At 70.9% G+C, this 2,301-nt stretch carries 3 protein-coding genes; 1 reads left to right on the top strand and 2 read right to left on the bottom strand.

Annotated elements, in window-relative coordinates:
• Positions 1-372 (bottom strand): CoA-binding protein (locus tag ACFU99_RS41125; RefSeq protein WP_384403162.1); only part of this gene is annotated, 372 nt, incomplete at its 3' end.
• Between the two features lie 74 nt (positions 373-446).
• Between ACFU99_RS41125 and ACFU99_RS41120 the strand changes: the two genes are divergently transcribed.
• The gene (locus tag ACFU99_RS41120) at positions 447-1,073 is read left to right on the top strand and encodes a YigZ family protein (RefSeq protein ID WP_384403160.1); all 627 of its coding nucleotides are present in this window, start codon (positions 447-449) and stop codon (positions 1,071-1,073) included.
• Positions 1,074-1,089: 16 nt separating this feature from the next.
• On the opposite strand, the gene ACFU99_RS41115 is transcribed toward ACFU99_RS41120, so the two are convergent.
• Entirely contained in the window at positions 1,090-2,013 is a 924-nt protein-coding gene (locus ACFU99_RS41115; protein ID WP_384403157.1) for a phosphatidylinositol-specific phospholipase C, read from the bottom strand.
• Between the last annotated feature and the right edge of the window lie 288 nt (positions 2,014-2,301).

The raw sequence follows: 2,301 nt of genomic DNA, 5'->3' as shown, positions 1-2,301 counted from the left end.
GTCCATGACCATGTCGAGGCCGGCCGCGCGCGTACGCTCGTACGCCGCTTCGTCGATCACGCCCAGCTGGAACCAGACGGCCTTCGCGCCGATCGCCACGGCCTCGTCGGCGACCGGGCCCGCCAGGTGGGAGTTGACGAACACGTCCACCACGTCGACGGGGAAGTCGATCTCGGACAGCGAGGCGTAGCCGCGTTCGCCGTGGACCGTCTCGGCCTTGGGGTGCACCGGGACGACGCGCTTGCCGTAGTGCTGGAGGAAGGCGGCGACGCGGTAGGCGGCGCGCTGCTCGTTGGTGGACAGGCCGACGACGGCCCAGGTGTCGCCCGTCGAGGTCAGGATCTTGCGAAGCGTCGCGTCGTCTGCGTACATGCCCGCACAACGAAAGGCCGCGGCGGGGCATTCCCGCCGCATGCCCGCCGCTCGGCTCGGCATAGGGTGACGGGATGCAGGAGCAGTACCGGACGGTGGCGCGCGAAGGCGTCCACGAGATCGAGATCAACAAGTCGCGCTTCCTCTGCGCGCTCGCGCCCGCCGCCACGGAGGAGGAGGCGCAGGGCTTCATCGAGCGCGTCCGCAGGGAGCACCCCACCGCCAGGCACCACTGCTTCGCGTACGTCATCGGGGCCGACGGCGGCGTGCAGAAGGCGAGCGACGACGGCGAACCCGGCGGCACCGCCGGAGTGCCGATGCTCCAGATGCTCGTACGGCGCGAGATCCGGTACGCGGTCGCCGTCGTCACCCGCTACTTCGGCGGCGTCAAGCTCGGCGCGGGCGGGCTCATCCGCGCGTACGGCGGGGTGGTCGGCGAGGCCCTCGACACGCTGGGCACCGTCACCCGGCAGCGGTTCCGGCTGGCGACGGTGGTCGTCGACCACCAGCGGGCCGGAAGGCTGGAGAACGACCTGCGCGCCACCGGCCGCACCGTGCGCGACGTCGGCTACGGCACGGACGTACGCATCGAGATCGGCCTCCCGGAGGCCGACATCGAGCCCTTCCGCGCCTGGCTCGCCAACACCACCGCCGGGACGGCGCGCTTCGAACTCGGCGGCGAGACCTACATGGACGCGTGAGGCGGCCTCTCTCCGCTCACCTCGGATTGTGCTTGATCGCCGCCTCTATCAGTCCGGACGTGGCCGTCGGGAAGTCCATGGGGACGATGCCCAGGCCGGTCCACCCCTCGGCCTCGGAGCCGCCGAGGAACTTCCTGACCTGGGGGTTGAGGCGGTTCGCGTTCCACTGGGGCGGCATCAGGGCCGCGGTGCTCACGTAGTTCATATAGAGCTTGCCGGGCTCGTGCGCGGCCTTGCGGAACTGGGCCTCGATCTTGGGGTACTTGGCGAAGGGCTCCGCCATGTAGTCGTCCTGGATGTCGAAGAGGTTCCCGTCCCCGTAGCGCACTCCGGGCAGGCCGCCGTTGTCGCCGAGCAGCACGACCTTCCCCCGCGCCTCGCCCAGCGCCGGGAGCGTGCCGTCCAGCCGGAACAGGGAGCGCCAGCCCTTGTCGTCCAGATAGACATCGAAGATCTTGCGGAAATCCGCGTCGGAGACCTCCGAGTACTCCTGCTTGACCCGCATCAGAACGGTTTCCGAGGGATGCGCGCGCAGGAAGTCCCGGCAGGCTATGAGGACGTCGCCGAACATCAGCTTCTGGTAGAACGCGGCGTGGTGGATGGCGAAGACGCCGTCCACGGCGCGGCAGCGGACGTCCAGGAACCGGATGCCCGCGGTCAGCTGCTCCGCGACGGTCAGGGTCTGGCACGCCACGTACGCACCGCCGAACCGCGCGCCCGAGTCATGCGTGCCCGGCAGCGTGAGCCGCTGGACGGGGGTGCTGTCCGCGATCCCGGACAGCCAGTCCTGGGCGGTCAGGGTACGGGCACGGGTACGGGCCGGGGCGCGCCCGGGGACGAGGGGCGCCGCCGTCGCCGGAGGCGCGCTCGCGTACCCCAGCAGTCCGGTGGCCGAGAGCGCCGCCGCGCCCCGCAGGAATCCGCGCCGGTCCACGCTCATGTATCCGTCCCCTCGACGATCCGTTTCGGCATGCCGCCGACGGGCCGTCGGGTCACGGCTCGTCAGATGACTGGCCGTCGGATTATGGCCTGAACAGGCCCGTGGCGTTAAGGGGGCGAATCGAGCCGCTCGGCGTGGCCTGTGCGGGCCGGGTGGCCTACGGGGCCCGCGCGCCCGGTCGTACGCCCGCCCCCTCCCCGATCACGGGGGCGTTGTCGGACCCTGGCTATAGAGTCGTGGCATGGCTTCAGACGAGGGGACCGTGCGGGTCGACAGCTGGATCTGGTC

The sequence above is a fragment of the Streptomyces sp. NPDC057654 genome (assembly GCF_042800135.1).
In the GTDB taxonomy this organism is placed as follows: domain Bacteria; phylum Actinomycetota; class Actinomycetes; order Streptomycetales; family Streptomycetaceae; genus Streptomyces.
The sequence above is the reverse complement of the archived record's forward strand: the minus strand, read 5'-3'. Positions and strand labels throughout refer to the sequence as shown.